Origin of the sequence: Kitasatospora purpeofusca (genome assembly GCF_042691725.1) — a bacterium.
GTDB lineage: Bacteria > Actinomycetota > Actinomycetes > Streptomycetales > Streptomycetaceae > Kitasatospora > Kitasatospora purpeofusca_B.
The window spans coordinates 7,845,105-7,868,692 of sequence record NZ_CP170483.1; the positions used below are offsets into that span (position 1 = coordinate 7,845,105).

A 23,588-nucleotide genomic window follows, 5' to 3' on the forward strand; every position below is an offset into this window, starting at 1 on the left:
CCGGCCCCTACCGGCCGCGGCGCTGCGCCCGCGCCCCGCCGAGGAGCACCGCACCCGTGGCGAGCGCCACCGCGCCGGCGGCCATCAGCCCGCCCCGGGAGCGCCAGGACAGCACCGACCAGCGCGAGTTCGCGGAGAGCAGCGAGCCGACGCTCAGCCACGACCCGGCGGACAGCACGGACATCGCCGACCCGGCCGAACCGATCGACAGGATGCTGCCCGCCGACCCGATCGACAGCACGGACCCGGCCGATCCGATCGACAGGACCGACGACACCGACCCGATGGACAGCAGGGAGTCGCCGGAACACGCCGCCCGCGCGGGCGAGCAGGCCGACGCGGCGGCCGTTGACGAGCAATCACGAAGCTTGGACACCCCACGATCGTATGCCGCCGCCCCATCGCTCACCCACCGACGTGGGCCAGGCCGTCCGCCGGCGCGTACGGCCGTTCGTCCGGCAGCAGCAGCCGCGCGGCCTCCTCCTCGCCGGCCCGCAGATGGCCGTGGATCCGCCGCACCAGCGGGGTGACGTCGGTGATGGACACCGTCCACTCGTCCGCGTACCGCCGCGCCGCTTCGTCTGCTAAGGCGTGTCTGACCATTCGCGTCGGATCAGCGGGCGGCGTCAGGGTGCGTGCATCGCAAGGCGGAGGAGGGAGTCCATGCGGAGCATCGGCGACCGACGACAACGCGGCGAGGTGCGTGCCCTGGCGTCGCGCGCCCGGCGCGAATTGTCAGACACGCCTTGGACCGAGCTGCAGCGAGCGGTGGGGCAGCGGACGCAGGTGCAGGTCGCGCTCGGGGTCCCACTGCACCCGGGCGGGTGCCCGCTTCAGCAGGCGCTGCCAGGTCGCCCGGTCGGGGTGCAGCCCACGCTCGTAGTGCGCGAGGCAGGCGTGCTCCAGCGCCCACGCGAGGCCCGCCCGGTCGATCTCCACGGCGAGCACGGTCTCCTGCCCCTCCTTGGTCGCCCATCCGCAGCGGTACATCATCCAGAGGAACGAGGGCTTGATCCACGTCATCCGGTCGCGCTTCCACTGCGCGGGGAAGCGTCCGTCCCGGGCCGCCGCCTCCCCGATGTCCGGTCGGTACGCCTGGTAGACGGTCACGGTGGTGGCCGTGTGGAGGGCGCGGATCCGGTGCTTCGGTTCCGGCCCCGGGGCCGGCTCGGGCGCCGACGGTGCGGTGCTGTTCGGTGCTGTCACGCCATCCAGGGTGGGCCGAGGCCGGCGGGTGCCGCCACCGAATTCGGCCCGGCCGCCGGGCATGCTCATGCGATGCAAGGCCATATACAGTTAAAGCCTTCGATTTGCAGGCCCTGGAGCCCTGTGGAACGATAATCCATAAGCATTCAGCGGATCGAACACCGGAAAGTGAAGGATCATGTCGGACGGCGCGCGCGTCATCGTCGGAGTCAGCGGATCGTTGCACAGCCTGACCGCCCTGCACCGGGCGGCGGACGAGGCGCGTGACCGGGGCGCCGTCCTGGTGCCGGTGCTCGCCTGGACGCCGGCCGGCGGCGAGTACAACTACCGGCTGCGCCCCTGCCCGCCGCTGCTCCGCGCCTGGCGGGCCATGGCCGACGCGCAGTTGGACCGGGCCCTGGAGGAGGCGTTCGGCGGCCTTCCGGCCGGGGTCCGGGTCGAGCCCCAGGTGGTGCGCGGCGAGGTCGGCCCGGTGCTGACCGCGCTGGCCGACCGGCCGGACGACCTGCTGGTGGTCGGCGCGGGCCGGCACGGCGCCCTGCGCACCACCGTGCGCCGCCTGTTCCAGGGCGGTTCGGTGAGCCGCTACTGCCTCGCCCACGCCCGCTGCACCGTCCTCGCCGTCCCGCCGTCCGACCTCCAGGCCGACCTGCGCGCCCTGCGCCGCGGCGTCGACCTGCGCGAACTCAACGAACTCACCGAGCTCGTCGCCGCCCGAGCCGCCTGAGCTGTCCGAGCCGCCTGAGCCGCCTGAGCCGCCCGGACCCGGCCCGGTGGCCCGTCACTCGAAGCGGGTGACGTCGCCGGCGCCCCGGCGGACGATCTCCGGCCCGCCCCCGGAGAAGTCGACGACCGTCGTCGGCACCGTGCCGCAGTCGCCCGAATCCACCACCGCGTCCAACACGTGGTCGAGGCGCTCCTTGATCTCCCACCCCTGGGTCATCGGCTCGTCCTCGCCGGGGAGGATCAGGGTGCTGGAGACCAGGGGCTCGCCGAGTTCGGTGAGCAGCGCCCGGGTGACGGCGTGGTCGGGGATCCTGACCCCCACCGTCTTCTTCTTCGGGTGCATCAGGCGGCGGGGCACCTCCTTGGTGGCGGGGAGGATGAAGGTGTAGCTGCCCGGGGTGGCGGCCTTGACGGCGCGGAAGACGTTGTTGTCGAGCTGGACGAACTGCCCCAGCTGCGCGAAGTCCACGCACATCAGCGTGAAGTGGTGGCGCTCGTCGAGACGCCGGATCGTCCGGATCCGCTCCAGGCCGTCGCGATTCTCCAGCTGACAGCCCAGGGCGAAGCAGGAGTCGGTCGGGTACGCGATCAGAGCTCCGGACCGGAGACTGGCGGCCACGGTGCCGATGGTGCGCGGCTGCGGGGATTCTGGATGCACATCGAAGTACTTCGCCATTGGCCGACCCTACGGGATCCCGGCGGTCGACGGGCGCTGCCGCGACGGCCCGCCGCGCGAGCACTCCCGCCGCCCGGGCGCTGGTGGGCCCCCGGGCGGTCGCGTACGGTCGGCCGGTATGGGTTTCGATCAGGCTCGCGCGAACCGGATCTTCCTCCCCGGGACCTACGCCGGGGGTGTGCCCTACGAGCTGTTCCGGGAGCTGCGGACGGCCGCCCCGGTCTGTTGGGTCGAGGAACCGCCGGTGGGGGACTGGCCCGCCGGCCCCGGCTACTGGGCGGTCCTGCGCCACGCCGACGTCAAGCACGTCCTGCGCACCCCCGAGCTGTTCTCCTCCAACCTGGGCGCCACCCAGATCCGCGACCCCGACTCGGCCGCCGACCTGGCCTTCGCCCGCACCATGATGCTCAACCAGGACCCGCCCGACCACGCCCGGCTGCGCCGCATCGTCGCCGCCGCCTTCACCCCGCGGGCGCTGCGCGAGCTGGCCGACGGCATCGAGGCGCGCGCGGCGCGACTCGTCGCGGCGGTCCGCCCGCTGGGCGAGACCGACCTGGTGCCGCTCGCGGCCGACCTGCCGGTCTGGACCCTGGCGCGGATCATGGGCGTGCCGGAGCAGGACCGGCAGCTGCTGGTCGACTGGTCCAACCGGGTGATCGGCTACCAGGACGCCGACCACGCCGACTTCAGTACCGCCGACCCGTCCCGACTCACCGCGCTCGGCCGCGCCGCGTCGGCCCACCGCCCCACCACCCGGACCACCCCGGACGGCCGCCCCGTCAACCCGCGCTCGCGGGCCGCCCTCGCCGACATGTTCGCCTACGCCCACGCCCTCGCCGAACACCCGCCGCCCGGCAGCATCGTGGCCCGCATGCGCGAGGCCGGACTGAGCACGGCCGAATTCGAGACGATGTTCTTCCTCTTCGCCGTCGCCGGGAACGAGACGCTGCGCAACGGCCTGCCCGGCGGACTGCACACGCTGCTCACCCACCCCGGCCAGCACCGGCTGCTGCTGTCCCGGCCGGAACTGACCGCCTCCGCCGTGGAGGAGATGCTGCGCCACTGGCCGCCGGTGCTGGACTTCCGGCGCACCGCCACCCGGGACGTCGAACTGGGCGGGCGGATGCTCCGGCGCGGCGACAAGGTGGTGGTCCACCACGCCTCGGCCAACCGCGACGAGACGGTGTTCCCCGACCCCGACCGGTTCGACGTCACCCGCAGCCCCAACGACCACGTCAGCTTCGGCCACGGTCCGCACTTCTGCCTGGGCGCGCAGCTCGCCCGCCTCCAGATGACGGCGATGCTGCGCCACCTGCTCACCGGCCTGCCCGGGTTGGAACTCGCCCCGGGCGCGGCACCCCGGCGCCTGGTCTCCAACTTCCAGAACGGGCTGAAGGACCTCCCCGTCCGCTGGCGGACGGAGCGCCGCCGGCCGTCGTGCGGAGGAGTCCCGGCCCCCGGTGCGGCGGGGGCCGGGGAGGTCCAGCAGGTCTAGCAGGCCCAACGGTGGGAGCGGAGGTGGACGCCGGTGCCGCCGTTCTGCGAGAAGTTGCCCTTCGCGCCCGCCGCCGTGCACACCACGCGCGGGCCGGTGTAGTTCGCGCCGGTGTAGAACGCGACGGGCCTGCCGGACGTGCCGTGGTTGTACACCGAGCGGACCTTGGTGGTGGCGGACCAGCTGCAGGCGTTCCGGGCCTGCCAGTCCGGGTCGTCGTAGGGCCAGGCGCACACCTGTCCCGTCCCGTCGGGTCCGCTGTAGGCGCAGACGCTTCCGTCCACGCACGACCACGGGGCGAGGCCGGCGTGGGCGGGCTGCGGGGCGGCGAGCAGGGCGGCCGCGGCCGCGGCGAGCGAGGCGAGGAGGCCGAGGGGGTGACGGGCGCGTTCCATGACGATCGGTCCTTCCAGTGGAGGGGCGATGGAGGGGCGGTGGAGGGGCGTGGGCCGGGCGGCTGGGCTCAGGCGCCGGGCGGGCTGACGTAGCCGGAGACCGGCTGGTGGTTGGTGCGCACCGTCGACGGGTCGAGGTGGGTGCGGAGGGCGACCGCGTCGCCGAGGTTGCCGTCGACGGTGTCGAGGGTCCCGTCGGTGCGGACGGCGGCGACCACGCCGACGTGGCCGGGCGTGCCGCCGTCCGGCTCGCCGTAGATCACCAGGTCGCCCGGCTTCGGGGTGTAGGCGCCGCGCTTGTGGAACAGCCCCTTCTCCCTGCCCCACTTGCCGATGCCCCGCGCGGCGAGGACGTCGGGCGTCGCCTCGATCCCGGCCCGGCGCCACGTCCACTCGGCGAACGCCGCGCACCACGGAGTCTTCGCGCAGGATCCGCCGTTCCTGTGGTAGGCGAAGTACTTGTCGCAGGCGCCGGTCCGCTCGGGCGAGACGCCGTCGGGGGTGATCTCCCCCCGGGCCACCGAGACGACGCGGTCCCGCAGGGTGGCGGCGGACGCGGCCGGGGCGGTGGCCGCCGCGCCGAGGGCCGGCAGCAGGGTGAGGACGGCCAGCGCGGCGGTGGCCGGGGTGCGCCGGGACAGCTTCATGAGAGCTCCTCCATTGGGGTGAACCGGCTCTGCCCGCCACCTGGTCGCCTCGCCTACAGTCGGCGGGCATGCCGGGGCATGCGGGGACCGGGGAGGCGGTGGCACGGCGGGAGACGGCGAGTCGGCGAATCGGCGAGTCGGTGTGCCGTCGTGGGATCCATCCTGCGGACGCTGCCGGGACGTCACCAGGCCCATCGGCCGGTGCGGCGTCCCACTGCTCTCCCACTTCCCGTCCCACCGCTCCGACCTGCGGAAACGATGGACACTGGGACAGCGATTGGGACAACGGCGCATGCATGACGAACCGTCGGACGAGGCCGCCGGAGCCACGGCGCGGGAGACGGACCACCCCAGGGCCCTGCTCGTCCGGGCACTCAACGACGGACTCGGGGCGTGCGGCCTGTCCCTGGACCGGGTGGTGGCCCGGCTGCGGGACCGGCTCGGCGGCTCCGACGTCCGGGGGCTGAGCACCTCCTCGATCAGCCGCTACCTCGACCCCGGCCGCACCGAACTGCCCGACCTCGCCGTCCTCGCCGAACTCGCCCGGATCTTCCGTACCGACCCGGCGGAGCTGGCCCGCTGGCAGCGCTGGCACCGGCAGGCGAAGCAGGCGGCGGACCACGAGCTGCGCGACCGCCGCGCGGCGCGCCGCACCGCCGCCGCGGCGCCCGCCGGTGCCGCTGTCACGGCCGTACCGGTCCAGGTACGGCCGGAGCCCGCCGACGGACCGCCGGACGTGGTCGGCGGGACGGCGTGGCGGTGGCCGCGCCGGTGGGGTAAGGCGCTCGGGGGCCTGGCGCTCGCGGCCGTGGCCGGCGGGGCGGTGTGGGCGGGGCAGGGCGGACCCGTCGACACCGCGTCGGTGGTGACGCCGTCCGCGGGCGCGGCGCGGCGGGGGCCGGTGCCGCCGGCCGCCGCGTCGACCGAGGGGTTCGCCGAGGGGGTGGAGGTCGGCGCGCTCGGCGGGGACAGCCGCTGCTCGGCGCCGAAGGAGGGGCCGTCCGGCACCTGGCTGCGGGCCTGTGCGATGGTGCAGCCCCGCCGGCTGCTGTTCGCGGTCCGGGTCGACAATCCCACGGACGCGCCGGTCGAGGTGACCGCGAAGGTGGCCGGCTTCTGGGCCGGCGTCCTGCACTCCTGCGACCCCGGACGCTCCGTCGTGCACACCACCGTGGCGCCGGGGGCCACCTTCACCAGCGACCCGGAGGAGTGCGTCACACCCCGCCGCGGCACACCGCTCGCCTACCAGGCGGAGGCTTTCGTCGCCGTCGGGAGCGGGCAGCAGTGGGTCGGCCACATGCTCTCCCCGAACGCCCACGTCTATCCGGACCGCGAGACCCTGTGGCGGTGCCGCGGCGACGTCCCGTGCTAGGAGGCGGCGTCCCCTGTCAGGAGTCGTCGGGGCTGTCGTGCCGCAGGGCGCCGATCACCGCCCAGGCGACGGAGACCACCGGGACGGCGACCAGGGCGCCCAGGACGCCGCCGAGGACGGCGCCGCCGGTGACGGAGAGGGCGACGGCGACGGGGTGGATGCGGACGGACCAGCCGAGGACGAGCGGGTGGAGGAGGTGGCCCTCGATCTGGCCGATCACCACGATCAGGCCGAGGACCAGCAGGGCCACCACCGGCCCGCGGGCGGCGAGGGCGACCAGGGCGGCGACGGCCAGGGCGATCGGGGAGCCGATCAGCGGGATGAGGGTGGCGACGAACTCCAGGACGACCAGCGGCAGCACCAGCGGCACCCCGAGGACGGCGAGGGCGATGCCGACCAGGACGGCGTTGGTCGCCGCGACGATCAGCAAGCCCCGGGTGTAGCCCGCGAAGGTGTGCCAGGCGGCCTGGCCCGCCCGCCGCCACGCCGGGCGGGTGCGGGCCGGGAGCTGGCGCAGCCACCAGGTCCACATCCGGTCGCCGGAGTGCAGGAAGAAGACCGAGCAGAACACCGCGAGCGCCAGCCCGGTGACCAGTTCGACGGCCCGTCCGGCGCCGCTGAGGGCGGTGCTGAGCAGCGCGGAGCGGTGGGAGGCGACGAAGTCGCCGATCCGGGCCCGCAGGTCGGTGGCCGCCCCGGGGTGCAGGTGGAAGGGCGCGCCGGCGAGCCAGCGGTCGATCCGGCCGAGGCCGCCGTGCAGTTCGCCGCCCAGCCGGCCCCACTCGCCGGCGACGGTCGTCCCGACCAGGGCGAGGATCCCGCCGACCAGGGCGACGGTGGCGAGGAGGGCGAGCAGGACGGCGAGCGCGCGGGGCATTCTCCGGGCCAGCAGGTCGACCGGCGGGCGCAGGACGGAGGTGATGACCAGGGCCAGGAAGACGGCGATCACCGGCAGTTCGAGCCGGGTGAGGACGGCGACGGCGAGGTAGGCGGCCACACCGAGGGCGACCAGCCGCCAGGCGTACCCGGCGGCGGTCCGCAGCCCGGGCGGCACCCGCTCGCCGGCCCGCCCGGCCGGCCGGCTGCCAGTGCGCCGCCCGGCCCGGTCCGGCCCGGCGCGTACGGCCGGACCGGGCCTGCCGCGGTGCCGCGGGCGTCCGCGTCCTGCGGTCATGGCACGGCGCTCACGCCCGGAACAGCACCTCGACCGCGGCGGCCTGCCCGCGCTGGAACAGGTCGTACGCGGCCGGCGCGTCCGGCAGCAGCAGCGTGGTCCTCGCCGGGGCGGCCGCACAGCATCACCCGGCAGCCCCGGGCGGCGGGCCCGCCCGCGATCGGCAGGCCGAGCCCGTGCGAGGAGCCGGTCTCCAGCGCCGTCCGTCCGTCCAGGCCGCCTCTGCCGCGCATCGGCCGTGCCCTCCTTCGGTCGGGGACGTCCCGTCGCCCGGCGTCTGTCCGACGACACCGCCGCCAAACCCGCGGGCGCCGCGACGAGGCGGTGGCGGGCAAAGCGGCCGGACACGGCTCGACCCCGCCGGCGCGCCTTCGGCGGGGTCGAGTCGTGGGAAGGGGACGGGGCGCCGGTCAGACCGCCGGAGCGGGGACGGCCGTGCGCTCCTCGGCCGGTGCGGCGGGGGTGAGGGCCCGCTGCGCCAGGGCGCCGAAGACCAGGGCGAACCCGGTCCACAGCACCGCCTGCAGGCCGATCGAGGCGAGCCGGAAGTCCCACAGCAGGGCGGCCGGGAAGCCGTCCGGGATCGCGTCGTCGTTGGCCGGCAGGGCGAAGGAGAGCACGGCCATCACCACGGCGTAGCCGAGGCCGGCCGTGACGACGGCGTTCCAGGTGCCCAGGCGCGGAGCCAGCCGCCGGCCGAGGATCACCGCGGCGACGCCGATCAGCACGCTGAGCGCGATCATCAGGAAGAACAGCGCGGTGCGCTTCCCGATGGTGTCCGGGTTGCCGACCGCCGGCGGCATCGCCGGGTACTTGAGGAACGGCACCAGGTAGACGGTGGTGAACGCGGCGCCCGCGACCAGCGCGGCGGTGGCCCGGGGGCCGAAGCGGCCGATCCGGCCGAGGGCGAAGCAGAACGCCAGCGCCGCGATGCCGCCGACGGCGATGCCGTAGACCAGCACCCCGGTGGCGAGCCCGGCGGTGGACTGGAGGTCGCGGCTGACCAGTTCCTCCTCGTCACCGGAGTCACCGGAGTCACCGGCGTCGGCGGAACCGGCGGCGTCACCGGAACCGGCGGCCCCGGCCCCGGCCCCGCCGCCGTGGTCGTGGTGGTGCCCGGCCGGGGTGGACTGCGACTGCTCCTGGGCGATGGCGTCCGAGACGGGGCCCTCGCCGACGGTGTAGGCGAAGACGAAGGCCACCAGCCCGGCGAGCAGACCGGCCAGCAGCCCGCGCAGCAGCAGTCGCCCGACGGTGCCCGAGGGCACGGATGCGGAGGTGTTCATCGGTGCGTGGTCTCCGCTCAGTGGCACGGGAAGCCGAGCAGGTGGCGGCCGTCGTGCACCCACTCGTGCACGGTCGCCCCGGAGAGGACCGAGGTGGCGCCCTGTTCGGCGCCGACGAAGTAGAGCAGGACCAGCATCAGGGTGCCGAGGAACAGCGCCCAGGGAAGGATGGCGCGGATCGGCAGCGTGGCCGGGGCGGAACCGCCCGCGGGCAGGCTGGGGGAGAGGACGGACTGGGCCATGGCAGGACCTCCTGGGGGAAACACGCGTCCCGTTCGGTGGAGCTCTGACGACGGCGGTCGGGTCTGACTCGTCGGACCCCGCCGTTGCGTGAGGCGGCCGGGTCCGGCTTACAGTGGCGCGACCGTGCCGGATTCCCACCGGACTTCCGTCTCGCCGTCGTCTTCAGTTGTCGGAGGAGACCGTAGCGTCCGGTGGCGGCGCAGCCAAGGGCGTGCACCGAATCGTTGTCCCGCCGCGGCCTGCGGATTCGTGCGCGGGCCGGCGTGGAACGCGCTGTTCCGAGGGGCTCCCAAGGGTGACAGGTGTACGAAGGGGGAGGGACATGACGGTACGGGTGATCTTCGTCGCCCCGGCGATCGGACCCGGGCTGCGGCAGGCGCGGTTCGCCCGCGAAGGCTCCGTGGACGGGGGCGATCCGCTCGACGCCGCCGGGGTGCGTGCCGCCCGGGCCGTCGCACCGGGCCTGCCGGCGGCGGCACACCGCTTCGTCTCGCCCTCCGCCCGCTGCCGCCGCACCGCCGAGGAGCTGGGGCTGTCCGACGCGGTGGACGAACCGGCGCTGCGCGGCTGTGCGACGGGCCGCTGGAGCGGGCGGACCCTCGACGAGGTGGCGGCCGAGGAGCCGCGGGCGGTGCTGGAGTGGCTGGCCGATCCGGCGGCCGCGCCGCACGGCGGCGAGTCGGTGCGGCAGCTGTGCGCCCGGGTGGGCGCCTGGCTGGACGGGACGGCGGCCGCGCTGGGCGGCCGGGTGCTGGTGGTCGCCGAGCCGGACGTGGTCCGGGCCGCCGCGGTGCACGCCCTCGGCGTCCCGGACCTGGCCTTCCGGCGGCTCGACGTGCCTCCGCTGGCCGGCGTCGAACTGACCGGGCGGGCGGACCGCTGGAACCTGCGCCTCGGCGGGCCCGGCACCGGCTCGGCCGGCTGAGCCCGCGGCGGACGGCAACCAGGCCCGCCGGGCCCGCCCGGTTCGCCAGGGCTGCCCGGTCCGCCCGGCTCACCCGGCTCACCCGGCGCAGAGCAGCCGCGCGCGGTCCTCGGCCAGGTAGCGGGAGCGGATGGCGGCGACGATCTCGGCGCTCGCGGTGCCGCTGCCGTACGGGGAGGGGCGCCCGGCGAGAGCCCCGACGGCGTCCGGGTCGGCGAGCGACTCCCGCAGCGCGACGTCGAGTTCGGCGCCGGGCCGGACCAGCCGGGCGAAGCCGGCCCGGACCGCCTCGGGTCGTTCGGTGGAGTTGCGGACCACGATCAGCGGCCGCTTGAGCACCGTGCACTCCTCCTGGACCCCGCCGGAGTCCGAGACCAGCAGCCGGCAGCCGGCCGCCAGGGCGAGGAAGGTGCGGTGGTCGACCGGGGGCACCGGGCGCAGCCCGGCGAGCGCGCCGGAGAGCCCGAACCGCTCGATCGCCGCCCGGGTGCGCGGGTGCAGCGGCAGTACCACCGGCAGGTCCAGCGCGGCGAGTTGGCCGAGGATCCGGCCGAGCCGGACCGGGTCGTCGGTGTTCTCGGGCCGGTGCAGGGTGGCCAGCAGGTAGCGGTCGGGACGCAGCCCGTACCCCGCCAGCACGGCGCGGGCCTCGGCCGGGCCGGGCAGCGACTCCAGGGTGGCCTCGACGACGGTGTTGCCGGTGACCAGCACCTGCTCCGCCTCGATCCCCTCGCGCAGCAGGTGGGCGGCCGCGGTCGCGGTCGGGGCGCAGTGCAGGTCGGCGAGCGGGGCGATCAGGCGGCGGTTGGCCTCCTCGGGCATGTCCGGGTCGAAGGAGCGCAGTCCGGCCTCCACGTGGACGACGGGCGCGCCCGCGCAGTGGGCGGCGAGCGCGCCGGCCGCGGCGGAGTTGGTGTCGCCCTGGACGACGACGGCGGCGGGCGGGCGGTCGGCGAAGTGGTCGCTGAGCGCGCTGACCATCCGGCCGATCTGCCGGCCCCGGGCCTCGCCGGCGACGCCGCTGAGCGTGAGGTGCGGGTCGGGGAGCGCGTACTGCCGGAAGAAGGCGGTGGTGAGTCCGGGATCCCAGTGCTGACCGGTCCAGACGATGCGGGCGGAATCCTCCAGGAGCCGTACCACACCGGCGAGTTTCACGATTTCCGGTCGGGTGCCGAGGACGACGGCTATGTCGGCTGAGGGCATGGGGAGGCTCCCTTGACGGTGCATCCGATCGAACGGTCGGGCCGATCGGAGAATTCGAACTACGCGTCACAACATGGCCGTCGGCGCCGATCCGCGGCAACCGGTGGTGATCATTGTCCCCCGAATGGCCGTATGGCCCACCGGCGCGCCGCACCGTCGACGCGCCGACGCCACGCCGATCGGTTCAAGCGGGGAAGGCATCGTGCGAACACGGACCATCAAAGATCGGATTTTCGGTCCATGATGTGCCAGCAGCACGGGAGTTCGATCCGTGGCGGAGTCGCGTAACGTTCGTCCCCGCCCGGGCAGTTCCGACGTGCCCCGCGCCGCCCCCCCTTTTCCTGGGCTGCGCCCGATGCCGCCCGACTCTTTCCGCAGTGCGGCATCCCCCCCTGTGACCTCCCCATTCTTCGACGAGAGGAATTCCCCTCATGTACGGACCTGTGGCCGGCGGACTGCCGCCGGCAGCCGGTGGCGGCGCCCTGGCCGCGACCGGATCGGTGGGCATAGGTGTCACGGCGACGGCGGCGGTGGCCCTGGTGCTGCTGGGCCTCGGCCTGCTCCGGCGCAGCAGGCTGCGCCGGAGCGAGGGTCCGGGCGAGGACTGAGCCACGCCATGACGGAATCCCTGTCGCACCCGCTCGCGCCCCGCCCGCACGCCGCGGCCCGGGCCGGGCGCTCCCCGGTCGGGATGCTGTGCGGCGCCGTGCTGCTCGGTGTGTGCGGCTCGCTGGTGGCCGGCGAACGCGCCTACCGCTCCCAGGAGAGCCGCGGCACGGCGTGGCTCGTCGAGCACCTCCTGGGGATGCGCACCCTGCTGCTCGAAGGGCCGACCGCCCCCGTCCTGTACGCGGGCGACCACACCGGCCTGGACCGGGGCGTCGCCCTGACCTCGGGGTGCAGCAGTGCGCTGCTGATCGCCCCGCTCGCCCTGGTGACCGCCCTGCTGCTGCTCTTCGGCAACCGCCGGACGGGCCGCGTGCTGCTGGCCTTCGGCGTCGCCGCCGGGCTGGTCGTGGCCACCAACCTCACCCGGCTCACCCTCGTGCTGGTGATGCAACACCGCTACGGCGCTGAGGGGTTCGGCTGGACGCACGTGCTGTTCGGCTCGGTGCTGATGATGGCCGCCGCCCTCGGCGCGGCCCTGCTCTACCTGCGGCTGCTGCCCCGCGGCAGCGCCGCCGGCGCCGTCGCGGCCGCGCCGGTCCGCGCGGGCGGGGAGGGGGATTCGTGACCCTGCTGGACACCTCGGTCTCGCTCTCCTTCGTCCTGGGCGTCGGCTTCCTCGCCTACGTCGTGGTGATCGTGCGCGGCTACCTGCGCGACCGGCCCGCGCCGACCGGCGACCCGGACGGCTTCGGCTGGCACTTCCTGATCCCCTGCCGGGACGAGGAGGCGGTCATCGCCACGACCCTGGACTACCTCGCCGCGCACTTCGCCGGCGCCACCGTCTGGGTCGTCGACGACGCCTCCGCGGACCGCACGGCCGAACTCGTCCGCACCTGGCCCGCCACCTCCGACCGCCTCACCGTCCACCTGGTGCCCCGGCGGCTACCCGAGGCGCGGACCGGCAAGGGCGACGCGCTGAACGCCGGCTACCGGGCGCTGGAGGCCGCGCTGCCCGCCGGCACCGACCCCGAGCGGGTGGTGGTCTGCGTGCTCGACGCCGACGGCCGCCCGTCGCCCGGCGCGCTCGCCGTGTGCGCCGGACCGGGCCTCTTCGGCGACCCCGGGACCGGGGCCGTCCAGGTCGAGGTGCGGATGTCCAACCGGGACGTGCCCCGCCCGCTGCCCGGGCGCGGCGCGCTCGCCAACCGGCGGGCCCGGCTGCTAGCCCGTCTCCAGGACATCGAGTTCCGCGGGCCGATCTCCGCCATGCAGATCACCCGGCGCCGCACCGGCACCGTCAACGTCGGCGGCAACGGCCAGTTCACCCGGCTCTCGGCGCTGCGCTCGGTGGACCGCGGCGGCGGGCGGCCGTGGGGCAAGGCGCTGCTGGAGGACTACGAGCTGGGCCTGCGGCTGATGCTGGCCGGCTGGCGCAACGGCTACACCACCGACGCCTGGGTCGACCAGGAGGCGCTGTGGAGCATGCGGCAGCTGGTCACCCAGCGGGTGCGCTGGGCGCAGGGCTCGATGCAGTGCACCCGCTACCTCCGGGAGATCTGGGGCTCGCGGGCGTTCGGCACGGCCGGCTTCCTGGAGGTGCTGTACTTCATGAGCCAGCCGTGGCTGCAACTCGTCGGCCTGGTGGTGTACACCGTGCCGATCGCGGCCTTCGGCTACAACCTCGCGCTCTACCCGGAGTTCGTGCTCACCTTCCTGCGGCAGGGCGGCGCCCTGCTCCTGCTGCTCTACCTGCTGCTGGGCGTCGGCGAGTTCGCGATCTGGGGGCCGCTCTACCGGCGGCGCTGCGAGCCGGGCGTCGGGCGGGCGGCCGCGCTCGGGTACGGGCTCGCGCTGGCCCTGTACGCCGCCACGACCTACCTGGTGGCCGTCCGCGCGGCCTGGCGGCTGCTGTGGCGGCGCAACTCCTGGCACAAGACCGCCCGGGTCGCCGCCGTACCACCTGTCGCCGTACCACTTGCCGCCGTACCGCCTGTCGCCGCGCCGGCTCCCGCCGCCGTCGGCGAGCCGGCGGCATGAGCGCCCCCCGACCGGCCCGCGCCCCGCCCGACCTTCCTTCCTTCCTTCCTTCCTTCCTGCCCGACCGTCCCTGCCCGTCCCCGACGGTCACCACCCTTTCCCGTCCCACGAAAGGCACCACCACCATGACCTCACGTCGCACCCGCGCCCGCCTGCTCGCCGGCGCCGCCCTCACCGCCACGCTGGTCTGCACCGCAGGACCGGCCTGGGCCGCGCTCCCCGCGCCCGAGGCCAAGGCCTACGTGGTGGCCGCGGACGCCGTCGCCGGCCTCGTCTCCGTCTCCCCGATGCCCGCCTCCACCTACCCCTCGGGCGGCACCAACACCCTGGCCGGCGTCCACCTCGGGCCGTTCGCGACCGACTCGGTGCTCACCGCCACCACCTCCGGCGATCCGCAGGCCGGCACCTCGGGGGCCTCCGCCACGGTCGACTCGCTCGGCGTCGACCTGACCCTCGCCACCGTCTCGCTCACCGGCATCAACTCGACCTGCGCCGCCACCCCGGCCGGCGCCACCGGCTCCGGCGTCATCGCGGGCGGCACCGTCCGCCTCCCGCTGCTGCCCTCGATCACCCTGCAGGCCGGGGCCGCCCCCAACACCCAGGTCTCGATACCCGGTGTCGGCACCGTCGTCCTCAACGAGCAGACCACCGCCGCCAACGGCGTCCTCACCGTCAACGCCGTGCGGATCAGCCTGCTGCCGATCCTCAACGGCGCGAACCTGACCATCGGCCACGCCGAGTGCGGCGGAGCCGAGCCGGCCGAGGCCGTGCCGATGATCAACCCCCAGGTCGCCGCCGTCGGCGGAGCGGCGGCCCTCGCCACCGCCGCCGCGCTCGTCCACCTGCGCCGCCGCAAGCACACCGCCTGACCCCCGCCCCGCCACCCGGCGCGCCCCGGGCCCACCCCATGGGCCCGGGGCCCCCGGCCGCGGCGACCTCGGGCCCGGCGGCCGGGCCCCGGCCGCCACCGCGGCTATCCGGCGGCGGGCGTGAGCCGGACCGGCAGGGTGCGCAGGCCGTTCACGATGAACGACTCCTGCGGAAGCAACTCCTCGGCCGGTATGGCGAGTTCGATGTCCGGGAAGTTGTCGAACAGGGCGCTGAGGGCCTCCTCGGCCTCCATCCTGGCGACCAGGTGGCCCAGACAGAAGTGGTGGCCGTGCCCGAAGGCCAGATGGCTCTTGTCGGCCCGGGCGAGGTCGAAGTCCCCCGGCCGGTCGGGGTGCAGCGCCGGGTCGCGTCCGGCCGAGCCGAAGGCGAACAGGACCGGCTCGCCGGTGCGGATCAGCACGCCCTCGCCGAGGTCGATGTCCTCGGCGGCGAAGTACATCGGCAGGTGCATCACCGGCGCCTCCAGGCGCAGCGCCTCCTCGATCGCGTCCTGCCAGGTCGCCTCGCCGGCGCGGATCAGCGCCAGCTGCCCGGGGTGGGTCAGCAGCAGCGCGATCGCGTGGTCGATGAGGTTGACGGTGGTCTCCGACCCGGCGCCGATCATCAGGATCAGGGTGGAGACCAACTCCTGCTCGCTGAGCCGGGACCCGTTGGCGTCGCGGGTGGCGATCAGCTCGCTGGTCATGTCGTCGCCGGGCGCGGCCCGCTTGGTGGCGGCCAGCAGCCCCATGGCGACGAACAGGTCGTCGATGAGGGCCTTGGCCTCCTCGGGCGTGGAGTAGGTGGCCAGGGCGCCGTCCACCACCCGCTGGATCTCCGGGCGCTGCTCCTCGGGGACGCCGAACAGGTCGCAGATCAGCGTGGTCGGCAGCGGGTAGGAGAGGCGGGTGTGCAGGTCGACGCTCTCGCCGGGCGCGGCCTCGCGCAGCGCGTCGACCAGGTCGGCGGTGATCGCCCGGACCAGGGGCCGCAGCGCCTCCACCCGGCGGGGGCCGAAGGCGGGCGCGGTCAGCGAGCGCAGCCGGTGGTGGTCCGCGCCGTCGCTGGTGAACATCGACTCCACCGCCACCCAGCTGGCCAGCGGCCACTCGGGGCCGACCCGGCCGTCGATCCAGTCGGGCCAGTGGTGGCGGGCGTTCTTGGCGAGCCTGGAGTCGGTGAGCAGCTGCTTGACGACGTCGGCGCGGGTCACCGACCAGGCCATGACGCGGCCGGGGAGCTCGACCCGGACGGCCGGGCCGTGGGTGCGCAGGTGGGCGGCCTCGGCGTGCAGGTCGGTGCCGTGGGTGTCGAGGACGTGGGTGAAGGGGCAGCGGGGTTCCATGGGCCCTCCTGAAGGGGGAGCGGCAGGCGGAAACGGTCGGCCGGTTGTGACCGTACGACCGGCCGGGCGGTGGCGGAAGGGCGCTCACCGCTCTTCCGTGCGCCCCCGGGCCGCCCCGTGTGCCCGGGGTGTACGGGGCGGAGCGGACGCACGCCCTGATGCACGTCCACGCGCTGGGCGACCGGGCGGTGGTCCACCCCGACCGCGCCCCGCGCCCCGCCCGTTGCCGGGGTCAGTCCTCGGTGCGACGGAGCAGGTAGGTGTCCATGATCCAACCCTTGCGCTCCCGCGCCTCGCCGCGCAGGCGGGCGATCTCGGCCGCCGTCCCCTCCAGCGGGCCGGCGACCAGGATCTCGTCCGGGGAGCCGAGGTAGGCGCCGTAGTGGATGTGCACGCCCTCGGGGTCGATCCGCCCGAAGGCCGCCTGGCCGTCGAGCATCACCACCGTGTCCTCGCTGCCCGGGCCGAAGCCCTCGGCGGCCAGCCGGCGCGCGGTGGTGATCCGCAGCGGGCGGCCCACCCGGGTGAGCGTGGTGCGGTGCTGGGCGGCGAGCACCGAGACGCTGCTGACGCCCGGCACCACCGTGTAGCGGAACGCGTCCGGATCGGCCGCCAGCACCTCGTCCAGGACGGCGGTCACACTGTCGTACAGGCTCGGGTCGCCCCACACCAGCAGCGCGCCGCTCTCCTCCGGGCCCAGCCGCTCGGCGACCAGCCGCCCGAGCAGCTCGGCCCGGCGGCGCCGCCAGTCCTCGACGGCCTCGGTGTACGCCGGGGTGCCCCGGTCGCGCTCGGCGTCCGGCACCTCGACCACCCGGTGACCGGGCCGGGCGTGCTCCTCGATCATCCGCCGGCGCAGCCGCATGAGGTCCTGGCGCTGCTCGTTCTTGTCGAGGAGGAGGAAGACGTCGGTGCGGGCGAAGGCCTTGACCGCCTGCAGGGTGAGGTGGTCCGGGTCGCCCGCACCGATGCCGATGACGTTGATGTGCCGCATGCCGACGATTCTGCCCGCCCGCCCGCCCGGCGCGGGCGTGAACCGCCACCGCCGCCCCGGCCCGTCCCCGCCGCCGCGCCGGACCGGGGACACTGGCCTCGGAGAAAGGACTTCCGCATGAACCACCTGACCGACGAGCCCCGCCTGCCCGCCGCGCGGGGCGCCACCGATCCCTACGGGACCTGCGTGCTGCTCAAGCACGGCGAGGTCGCGATCAAGGGCCGCAACCGCCGTCTGTTCGTCCGGCGGCTGGAGGACAACCTGCGGACGGCGCTGCGCGGCATCGGCGGGTCGACCTGGATCAGGACCCCGGGCGGCATCACCGTCCTCGGCGGAGAGGCGCCCGTCGACGAACTGGTGGCGCGGGCGCGGACCGTGGTCGGCTTCACCTCGATCGAGCCGGCGCTGCGCGTCCCCAGCACCATGGAGTCGATCGAGGCCAACGCGCTGGAGGTGCTGCGCACCGCGTGCGAGGGCCGGACCGCCACCGGCTTCGCCGTGCGGGTCAAGCGCCGTGACAAGACCTTCGCGCTGACCTCCTCCCAGCTGGAGCGGGAGCTCGGGGCCCGGCTGCAGCCCCGGGTGGACGGCCTGCGGGTGAACCTCACCTCGCCCGACGTCACCCTCAGCGTGGAGATCGACCACCGCGAGACGTTCCTGTCGGCGGTCCGCCACCCCGGGCTGAGCGGGCTGCCCGTCGGCTCCAGCGGCCGGGCGCTGGTGCTGCTCTCCGGCGGCTACGACTCGCCGGTGGCCGCGCACCGGGCCATGCGGCGCGGACTGGCCTGCGACTTCGTGCACTTCAGCGGCGCGCCGTACACCAACCCCGCCTCGGTGTACAAGGCGTACGCCCTGGCCCGGGAGCTCAACCGCTACCAGCCGCCGGGCGAACTGCACGTGGTGTCCCTCGGCAAGGCCCAGAAGCAGCTCGCCGTCGCGGGCGCCGGCCGGCTCCAGGTGGTCGCCCAGCGCCGCCTCATGGTGCGCACCGCCTCCGCCCTGGCCACCGCCACGGGCGCCCAGGCACTGGTGACCGGCGACAGCCTCGGGCAGGTCGCGAGCCAGACCCTGGCCAACATGGCGGCCGTGGACCAGGCGGCGACGCTGCCGGTGCTGCGCCCGCTGGTCGGCTGGGACAAGCAGGAGATCATCGACCAGGCCAGGGCCCTCGGCACCGCCGCGATATCCGTGCTCCCCGACGAGGACTGCTGCAGCCTGCTCGCCCCGCCGCAGGTCAGCACCGGAGCGCGGATCGGCCACTTGAAGGTCGTGGAACAGCGCCTCGACCTGGACGAGCTGGTCGAGACGCTGCTCGCGAACGTGCAGGTGATGCGGCCGGGACAGGAGGACGACCGGACACCCGCCGCCGGTCCGGGCCGCCCCGCCGCCGACTGACCGGTCCCGTCGGCCGGTCGGGCACCGACGGGGGCGGGTAGCCTGCCGGGGTGCACGGGTTCGGGGTGATGGAGTTCCAGTTGGTGCTGCTGCGCCGGATGGCGGACTTTCGGCCGGAGCTGGTGGAGGAGGCGCTGGGGCGGTTGGGGGTGACGCGGGCGGGGATGCGGGAGGTGAACAAGCGGTGGCAGGCGATGGTGCGGGCGCCGGGGTTCCCGTCCGGTGGGCGGCGGTACACCGCCGTGCTCGGCGCGCCGGAGGCGGTGGTGGACCGGCGGATCGGGGATCTGAGGTGCAGTGCGCGGCAGTGGGTGCTGCCGCTCTGGCCCGGGCTGCGCTTCGAGGTGCTCCTCGGCCCGGGCGGGGCGGAGCTGAACGCCTGGCTGGTGCGGGCACCCGGCACCCCGGCGCCCGTCATGCGCACGCTCGCCGATCTGACGCCGTGGAGCTGCGTGGTGGCCGACCTGGGGACGGCGTTCCCGCCCGCCGTGCCGCGCGAGGGCAGCGCGCCGACCAGGTTCCGGCTGGACTTCACCGCCCCGGACACCGGCGGCCGCCCCCGCGCCTGCACGGCGGACTTCACCTGGGGGCTGCTCCAGGAGGTGCGCCCCGCCTGAGCGGTGGGCCGCTCAGCGGCGGTGCACCGTCCGTCCGCCGACCACCGTGCGCTCCGGCAGCAGTTCGCGCAGGTCGTCGACGGGGCAGCTCAGCGGGTCGGCGGGCCAGAGCGTCAGATCGGCCAGCGCGCCCGGGCGCAGCGCCCCGCGCCCGGCGCTCTCGCCCGTCAGCCGGGCGGCGTTCACCGTGTGCAGGGCGATCGCCTCGGCGCGGCCGATCGCGTGCTCGGCGCCGAGCACCCCGGCCACCGTGGCGCGGGTGGTCATGCCCCACACCGAGACCATCGCGCCGTACGGGCCGACCGGGAAGTCCGAGCCGGCCGAGAGCTGCGCGCCCTCGTCCAGCCACTCGCGCAGCGGGAACAGCGCGCCGGTGCGCTCGGCGCCCCAGGCCCGCTGCTGGGTGAGCGCGCCGTCGTGCAGCAGCGGGTGCTGGACGGTCACCGGTACGCCGAGGGCGACGGCCCGGGCCCGCTGTCCGGGCCGGGCGAGGCCGCCGTGCTCGACGACCAGGGCGCCGGCGGGCAGGCCGGGGCGGCGCGCGAGCACGTCCTCGTAGACGTCCAGCAGGGTGCGCAGCCCGCGGTCGCCCCAGGCGTGCACGCCGACCCGCAGGCCGCGCCCGACGACCCGGTCGACGGCGTCGGCCAGCTCCTTCGGCTCCCAGAGCAGCCGCCCGTGGTAGCAGGGCTGCCCCTGGTAGGGCTCCTCCAGCGCGCCCGCCTCGAAGCCGCCGTCGATGCCGAACTTGACGCCCCAGACGGAGAGCCGGTCGTCCTCGTGGCCGGCGGCGCGCCAGGCGTCGACGCGGTCCAGCAGCGCGTCCACCTCCTCCGGGGTGCGGACGGCGAAGCCGGAGACCAGGGCCCGCACCCGGACGGCGAGCGCGCCCCGGTCGCGGGCGGCGCGCAGCACGTCGAGGTCCTCGACCGGGACCAGGCAGTCGCGGACGGTGCCGATCCCGGTGGCCGCGTAGTCGGCCGAGGCGGCGCGCAGGCCCGCGATCCGCTCGTCGAGCCCGGGCCGCGGCAGGACGCGCTCGGCGAGTTCGGTCGCCTTGTTGATCAGCCGCCCGGTGAGCCGGCCGTCCGCGTCGCGCTCGATCACCCCGCCGGGCGGGTCGGGGGTGGCGGCGGTGATCCCGGCGAGCCGCAGGGCCGCCGAGTTGAGCACCATGTTGTAGGCGCCGCGGCGGACCAGCACCGGGTGGTCGGCGGTGGCGCCGTCCAACTCCCCGGTGGTGGGCATCCGCTGCTCGGCGAGGTTCACCTCCTGCCAGTTGACGGTGGTGCGGATCCATGCGCCGGCGGGGGTGCGGGCGGCGCGCTCGCGGATCAGGGCGAGGAATCCGGGCAGGTCGGCGGCCCGGTGGACGGGGACGCCGGCCACGCTGTGGCCGGCCAGGATCAGATGGGTGTGGGTGTCGTCGAAGGTGGGCAGCACGGTGGCGTGCGGCGCGTCGACGACCTCGGTGGCCGGTCGGAGGAGCGCGTCCAGGCCGTGCGGGTCGGGGGAGAGCGCGGTGATCCGGCCGCCGGTGACGGCGATCGCGCGCCGCGGCGGCTCGCCGGGGACGAGGGTGTGCACGGCGGCGGCGCGCACCAGCAGGTCGGCGGGCGGGCGGGGCGTCGTCAACACGGCTCCTGGTGAGGGTGGGCGGCGGCCGTCCCGGTGAGCTTCTCGACGTACCCCAGGCTCGGGCCGGCGAGCCGGGCGTGCAGCTCGGTGAAGACGGCCCGCGCCGCGACGGCGTTCCAGTCGGCGGGCAGCAGCGGCTCGGGCAGGCCCGGGTCCAGGTAGGGCAGCCGGCGCCACTGGTCGAGCATCGGGACGTAGGCGCGGAAGGCTCCCGCGGGGTCGGGTTCCGCGGGGGCGAGCGCGGTGGCGGCCGGTCGCCAGGCGTCGGTGAAGGCCGCGTACTGGGCCTCGATGGCGGGGAAGTCCCACCAGTCGGCGACGGCCGTGCGCAGGTCGGTGAAGCCCGCGTACTCGGTGGACAGGAAGAGGTGCACATAGCCGTCCAGGCCGAGCCGGGCGAGCAGCCGCCGGGCGTCGGGCAGCAGCCGGGCGGGGGCCAGCCAGACGCCCGGGGCGGCGTTGCCGAAGCCGAGCCAGCTGAGCCGGGAGCGCAGGGTGTGACGGTGGGCGCGTGCGGACTCGGGTACCGAGAAGACCGCCACCACCCAGCCGTCGGCGAGGGCGGCGGGCTCCAGGCTGTGGAAGATCCGGCGGTCGCCCTCCTCGAACACCGGGTCCATCGCGGGGGAGAGCCGGTAGCCGGTGGCGGCGCCCTCGCGGCGCTCCTGGAGGAGGGTGCCGGCCTTCTTGAGGCGCGAGATGGCCGAGCGGACGGCGGGGGCGTCGACGTCCAGCTCGGCCATCAGGGCGATCAGGTCGGCGATCGATATCCAGCCGCCGAGGCGGCGGACGAACTCGCCGTAGACGGTGTGGATCAGCGAGCTGGGCCGGGGCGTGCTCTCCGTCATGGTGGGCCTCCTCCCCGGCAGCTGGTGGTGATCATAGCGGCGGCGTCCGTCCGCGGCCTCCCTTTCGTGCGGGCGGTGTTCGCCGGGTCAGGCCTCGGCGAAGGCGCCGGAGAGCAGGTGGCCGGCGCCGGGGGCGTGGGCCGGCAGGCCGAGGGCACGCAGCAGCTGGTGGGTGGTGCAGATCGCGGCGGAGACCACCGGCTTGCCGAGCCGCTGCTCGGCCTCCTCGACCGCCGACAGCGAGGGCAGTTGCACGCACGCCGACAGCACCACCGCGTCGGCGCCCTCGTGGGCGAGCCCGGCGGCGATCGCCGGGAGCTTGGCCGGGTCGTGGGCGGCGACGTCGAGGTTGTCGGCGATCTCCAGCGCCGCGTGGTCGAGCACCTCGATGCCCTCGTGGCCCAGGTAGTCGACGACCGTGCGGGCCAGCGGCCGCAGGTAGGGCGTGACCATGGCGACCCGGCGCGCGCCGAGCGTGTGCAGCCCGGCGACCAGGGCACCGGCGCTGGTGACGACCGGCGCGGGCGCGCCGTTCTCCGCGGTGCGCCGGTGCAGCCGCTCCTCGGCCTCCCGGTGGTAGCCGGGGCCGGTGGCCATCACGGCGACCAGGCAGGCGTAGCCGAGCACGTCCACCCGGGCGTCGGCGAGTTCGGCGGCGCACCGGTCGGACTCGGCGTCCATGGCGCGCAGTTGCTCGGGGGTGACCCGGGTCATCCGCATCCGGCTGGAGTGGAAGGTGAACCGCTCCGGCGCGACCCGTTCGCGGGCCCGCAGCAGGGCCGGCACCTCGGTTTCCATGGTGACGTTGGAGCTCGGGACGATCTGGCCGATCCGGTAGGTGGTGGCCATGGCGGGGACGGTCCTTCCGTGGTCGGGTCAGCGGGTCGGTCGGTCAGCGGGTCGGTCGGTCAGCGGGGGTCGATCGGCGGGCGGGTCGGCCGGTCAGTGGGTCGGCCGGTCAGTGGGCGTCGGTCGGTCGGCGGGCGTCGACCACCGGGTTGGCGAGGGTGCCGATGCCCTCGATGGTCGCCTCGACGAGGTCGCCGGGCCGGAGGAACTGCGGGGGCACCATCCCGGCGCCGACGCCGGACGGCGAGCCGGTGGCGATGACGTCCCCGGGCTCCAGGGTGACGCCGGAGGAGATGTCGGCGATCAGCCGGGCGATGCCGAACAGCATGTGGCGGGTGTTGGACCGCTGCCGCAGTTCGCCGTTGACCCGCAGCGAGAGGTCGAGCCGCTGCGGGTCGGGGATCTCGTCGGCGGTCACCACGACCGGGCCGAACGGCGCGAAGGTGTCCTGGCCCTTGGAGAAGAACCACTGGCCGGAGCGGCGCTGGTCGCGGGCGCTGATGTCGTTGACGATGCTGTAGCCGAAGACGTGCCGCCAGGCGTCGGCCTCGGCCACCCGGTAGGCCGGTGCGCCGATGACGACGGCGAGTTCGCACTCCCAGTCGAGCTGCTCGGTGAGGTCGGCGTTGTGCCGGATCGGCTGTCCGGGACCGGTGACGGCGGTGGAGGGCTTGCTGAACAGCACGGGGCGGTCGGGCAGTTCGCGCGCGGTCTCCAGGGTGCGGTGCGACTCGGCGACGTGCTCGACGTAGTTGAGGCCGACGCCGACGATCTTGCCGGGGCGCAGCGGCGCGGCCGGCGTCACCTCGGCGAGCGTGGGGAGGGGCGCCGGGTCCCCGGCCGCTTTGGCGGCCAGCGCGCGGGCGGTCGCGAGGGCCCGGTCCCCGGCGCGGACGAGGCCCAGCAGGTCGCCGGGCAGCTCCACGCCGGCGGCCGCGGCGAGCGCGGACAGGTCGGCGACGCGGTCCCCGTCGAGCAGGGCGCCGAGGCGCGGGTCGTCGGTGCCGGGGGTGCGGTAGGTCAACAGGCGCATGGGTG

24 protein-coding genes, 2 pseudogenes and 1 riboswitch are annotated in these 23,588 nt (G+C 75.3%); of the genes and pseudogenes, 10 read left to right on the forward strand and 16 right to left on the reverse strand.

Annotation, left to right across the window (positions count from 1 at the left end; genetic code table 11):
• Positions 1-7: 7 nt before the first annotated feature.
• From ACFCLZ_RS33780 to ACFCLZ_RS33790, 3 genes and pseudogenes are all read right to left on the reverse strand, one after another.
• The gene (locus ACFCLZ_RS33780) at positions 8-376 is read right to left on the reverse strand and encodes a hypothetical protein (RefSeq protein WP_380281697.1); all 369 of its coding nucleotides are present in this window, start codon (positions 374-376) and stop codon (positions 8-10) included.
• A 29-nt stretch (positions 377-405) separates the two neighbouring features.
• Positions 406-588 (reverse strand): annotated as a pseudogene (locus tag ACFCLZ_RS33785) (DUF4291 family protein); the annotation flags it as partial.
• Positions 589-750: 162 nt separating this feature from the next.
• Positions 751-1,269 (reverse strand): annotated as a pseudogene (locus tag ACFCLZ_RS33790) (DUF4291 domain-containing protein); the annotation flags it as partial.
• A 115-nt stretch (positions 1,270-1,384) separates the two neighbouring features.
• Between ACFCLZ_RS33790 and ACFCLZ_RS33795 the strand changes: the two are divergent.
• On the forward strand, positions 1,385-1,933 hold the full coding sequence (locus tag ACFCLZ_RS33795) for a universal stress protein (RefSeq protein WP_380281698.1): 549 nt from the start codon (positions 1,385-1,387) through the stop codon (positions 1,931-1,933).
• 54 nt (positions 1,934-1,987) lie between these two features.
• Here ACFCLZ_RS33795 and ACFCLZ_RS33800 read toward each other — a convergent pair whose 3' ends face one another.
• Complete coding sequence (locus ACFCLZ_RS33800; protein WP_380281699.1) at positions 1,988-2,608, reverse strand: L-threonylcarbamoyladenylate synthase; 621 nt, start codon at positions 2,606-2,608, stop codon at positions 1,988-1,990.
• Between the two features lie 118 nt (positions 2,609-2,726).
• Between ACFCLZ_RS33800 and ACFCLZ_RS33805 the strand changes: the two genes are divergently transcribed.
• Complete coding sequence (locus ACFCLZ_RS33805) at positions 2,727-4,103, forward strand: cytochrome P450 (RefSeq protein ID WP_380281700.1); 1,377 nt, start codon at positions 2,727-2,729, stop codon at positions 4,101-4,103.
• Here ACFCLZ_RS33805 and ACFCLZ_RS33810 read toward each other — a convergent pair.
• Positions 4,100-4,498 (reverse strand): peptidase inhibitor family I36 protein, encoded by a 399-nt coding sequence (locus tag ACFCLZ_RS33810; protein WP_380281701.1) that lies wholly within the window; start codon positions 4,496-4,498, stop codon positions 4,100-4,102. The genes ACFCLZ_RS33805 and ACFCLZ_RS33810 overlap by 4 nt on opposite strands.
• Positions 4,499-4,566: 68 nt before the next feature.
• A complete protein-coding gene (locus tag ACFCLZ_RS33815; protein WP_380281702.1) occupies positions 4,567-5,145 on the reverse strand; it encodes a CHAP domain-containing protein in 579 nt (192 codons plus the stop codon).
• A gap of 292 nt (positions 5,146-5,437) precedes the next feature.
• Between ACFCLZ_RS33815 and ACFCLZ_RS33820 the strand changes: the two genes are divergently transcribed.
• Positions 5,438-6,517 carry a helix-turn-helix domain-containing protein gene (locus tag ACFCLZ_RS33820; protein WP_380281703.1) on the forward strand — a complete coding sequence of 360 codons (1,080 nt, stop codon included), beginning with the start codon at positions 5,438-5,440 and terminating at the stop codon, positions 6,515-6,517.
• A 16-nt stretch (positions 6,518-6,533) separates the two neighbouring features.
• Here ACFCLZ_RS33820 and ACFCLZ_RS33825 read toward each other — a convergent pair whose 3' ends face one another.
• The 3 genes from ACFCLZ_RS33825 to ACFCLZ_RS33835 all read right to left on the reverse strand — a co-directional run bounded on the left by ACFCLZ_RS33825 (position 6,534) and on the right by ACFCLZ_RS33835 (position 9,219).
• The gene (locus tag ACFCLZ_RS33825; protein WP_380281704.1) at positions 6,534-7,691 is read right to left on the reverse strand and encodes an AI-2E family transporter; all 1,158 of its coding nucleotides are present in this window, start codon (positions 7,689-7,691) and stop codon (positions 6,534-6,536) included.
• 410 nt (positions 7,692-8,101) lie between these two features.
• Positions 8,102-8,977 carry a CbtA family protein gene (locus ACFCLZ_RS33830; RefSeq protein ID WP_380281705.1) on the reverse strand — a complete coding sequence of 292 codons (876 nt, stop codon included), beginning with the start codon at positions 8,975-8,977 and terminating at the stop codon, positions 8,102-8,104.
• A gap of 17 nt (positions 8,978-8,994) precedes the next feature.
• Entirely contained in the window at positions 8,995-9,219 is a 225-nt protein-coding gene (locus ACFCLZ_RS33835; RefSeq protein ID WP_380281706.1) for a CbtB-domain containing protein, read from the reverse strand.
• 61 nt (positions 9,220-9,280) lie between these two features.
• A riboswitch (cobalamin riboswitch) is annotated at positions 9,281-9,367 on the reverse strand.
• A gap of 175 nt (positions 9,368-9,542) precedes the next feature.
• Between ACFCLZ_RS33835 and ACFCLZ_RS33840 the strand changes: the two genes are divergently transcribed.
• Positions 9,543-10,145, forward strand: coding sequence for a histidine phosphatase family protein (locus tag ACFCLZ_RS33840; protein ID WP_380281707.1), 603 nt, complete (start codon positions 9,543-9,545; stop codon positions 10,143-10,145).
• A 78-nt stretch (positions 10,146-10,223) separates the two neighbouring features.
• On the opposite strand, the gene wecB is transcribed toward ACFCLZ_RS33840, so the two are convergent.
• Entirely contained in the window at positions 10,224-11,348 is a 1,125-nt protein-coding gene (gene wecB / locus ACFCLZ_RS33845; RefSeq protein ID WP_380281708.1) for a non-hydrolyzing UDP-N-acetylglucosamine 2-epimerase, read from the reverse strand.
• Positions 11,349-11,779: 431 nt separating this feature from the next.
• Here wecB and ACFCLZ_RS33850 point away from each other — a divergent pair, with 431 nt between their 5' ends.
• The 4 genes from ACFCLZ_RS33850 (at position 11,780) to ACFCLZ_RS33865 (ending at position 14,863) form a co-directional block, all read left to right on the forward strand.
• On the forward strand, positions 11,780-11,956 hold the full coding sequence (locus ACFCLZ_RS33850; protein ID WP_376084561.1) for a hypothetical protein: 177 nt from the start codon (positions 11,780-11,782) through the stop codon (positions 11,954-11,956).
• Positions 11,957-11,964: 8 nt separating this feature from the next.
• Positions 11,965-12,582, forward strand: coding sequence for an archaeosortase/exosortase family protein (locus ACFCLZ_RS33855; protein ID WP_380281709.1), 618 nt, complete (start codon positions 11,965-11,967; stop codon positions 12,580-12,582).
• Positions 12,579-13,994 carry a glycosyltransferase gene (locus ACFCLZ_RS33860; protein ID WP_380281710.1) on the forward strand — a complete coding sequence of 472 codons (1,416 nt, stop codon included), beginning with the start codon at positions 12,579-12,581 and terminating at the stop codon, positions 13,992-13,994. The genes ACFCLZ_RS33855 and ACFCLZ_RS33860 overlap by 4 nt, the downstream gene beginning before the upstream one ends.
• A gap of 125 nt (positions 13,995-14,119) precedes the next feature.
• Positions 14,120-14,863, forward strand: coding sequence for a choice-of-anchor P family protein (locus tag ACFCLZ_RS33865; protein ID WP_380281711.1), 744 nt, complete (start codon positions 14,120-14,122; stop codon positions 14,861-14,863).
• 104 nt (positions 14,864-14,967) lie between these two features.
• Here the strand turns inward: ACFCLZ_RS33865 and ACFCLZ_RS33870 are convergent, their stop codons facing one another.
• Together ACFCLZ_RS33870 and cobF are read right to left on the reverse strand one after the other, a co-directional pair.
• Positions 14,968-16,209, reverse strand: a complete 1,242-nt coding sequence (locus ACFCLZ_RS33870) for a cytochrome P450 (protein ID WP_380281712.1) — start codon at positions 16,207-16,209, stop codon at positions 14,968-14,970.
• A 232-nt stretch (positions 16,210-16,441) separates the two neighbouring features.
• The gene (gene cobF / locus ACFCLZ_RS33875) at positions 16,442-17,203 is read right to left on the reverse strand and encodes a precorrin-6A synthase (deacetylating) (protein ID WP_380281713.1); all 762 of its coding nucleotides are present in this window, start codon (positions 17,201-17,203) and stop codon (positions 16,442-16,444) included.
• A gap of 117 nt (positions 17,204-17,320) precedes the next feature.
• On the opposite strand from cobF, the gene thiI reads away from it, so the two are divergent.
• Together thiI and ACFCLZ_RS33885 are read left to right on the forward strand one after the other, a co-directional pair.
• Positions 17,321-18,598, forward strand: a complete 1,278-nt coding sequence (gene thiI, locus ACFCLZ_RS33880) for a tRNA uracil 4-sulfurtransferase ThiI (protein ID WP_380281714.1) — start codon at positions 17,321-17,323, stop codon at positions 18,596-18,598.
• A 50-nt stretch (positions 18,599-18,648) separates the two neighbouring features.
• On the forward strand, positions 18,649-19,215 hold the full coding sequence (locus tag ACFCLZ_RS33885) for a hypothetical protein (protein ID WP_380281715.1): 567 nt from the start codon (positions 18,649-18,651) through the stop codon (positions 19,213-19,215).
• A gap of 12 nt (positions 19,216-19,227) precedes the next feature.
• Here ACFCLZ_RS33885 and ACFCLZ_RS33890 read toward each other — a convergent pair whose 3' ends face one another.
• From ACFCLZ_RS33890 to ACFCLZ_RS33905, 4 genes are all read right to left on the reverse strand, one after another.
• Entirely contained in the window at positions 19,228-20,850 is a 1,623-nt protein-coding gene (locus ACFCLZ_RS33890) for an amidohydrolase (RefSeq protein WP_380281716.1), read from the reverse strand.
• The gene (locus ACFCLZ_RS33895; protein WP_380281717.1) at positions 20,847-21,701 is read right to left on the reverse strand and encodes a PaaX family transcriptional regulator C-terminal domain-containing protein; all 855 of its coding nucleotides are present in this window, start codon (positions 21,699-21,701) and stop codon (positions 20,847-20,849) included. The genes ACFCLZ_RS33890 and ACFCLZ_RS33895 overlap by 4 nt, the downstream gene beginning before the upstream one ends.
• 87 nt (positions 21,702-21,788) lie before the next feature.
• Positions 21,789-22,550: an Asp/Glu racemase gene (locus tag ACFCLZ_RS33900; RefSeq protein WP_380281718.1), complete on the reverse strand. Its 762-nt coding sequence runs from the start codon at positions 22,548-22,550 to the stop codon at positions 21,789-21,791.
• Between the two features lie 109 nt (positions 22,551-22,659).
• Positions 22,660-23,583: a fumarylacetoacetate hydrolase family protein gene (locus tag ACFCLZ_RS33905; RefSeq protein ID WP_380281719.1), complete on the reverse strand. Its 924-nt coding sequence runs from the start codon at positions 23,581-23,583 to the stop codon at positions 22,660-22,662.
• Between the last annotated feature and the right edge of the window lie 5 nt (positions 23,584-23,588).